Consider the following 273-nt stretch of genomic DNA (forward strand, 5'->3'; position numbering starts at 1 on the left):
CACCTTCCTCCCCGCTGAAAGTACTTTACAACCCGAAGGCCTTCTTCATACACGCGGCATGGCTGCATCAGGCTTGCGCCCATTGTGCAATATTCCCCACTGCTGCCTCCCGTAGGAGTCTGGACCGTGTCTCAGTTCCAGTGTGGCTGGTCATCCTCTCAGACCAGCTAGGGATCGTCGCCTAGGTGAGCCGTTACCCCACCTACTAGCTAATCCCATCTGGGCACATCTGATGGCAAGAGGCCCGAAGGTCCCCCTCTTTGGTCTTGCGAC

At 57.5% G+C, this 273-nt stretch carries 1 rRNA gene; it reads right to left on the reverse strand.

Annotation, left to right across the window (positions count from 1 at the left end):
- Positions 1-273, reverse strand: a 16S ribosomal RNA gene (locus V6E55_RS25720); the annotation flags it as partial.

Source organism: Enterobacter sp. 342 (assembly GCF_036663495.1).
Taxonomy (GTDB): domain Bacteria; phylum Pseudomonadota; class Gammaproteobacteria; order Enterobacterales; family Enterobacteriaceae; genus Enterobacter.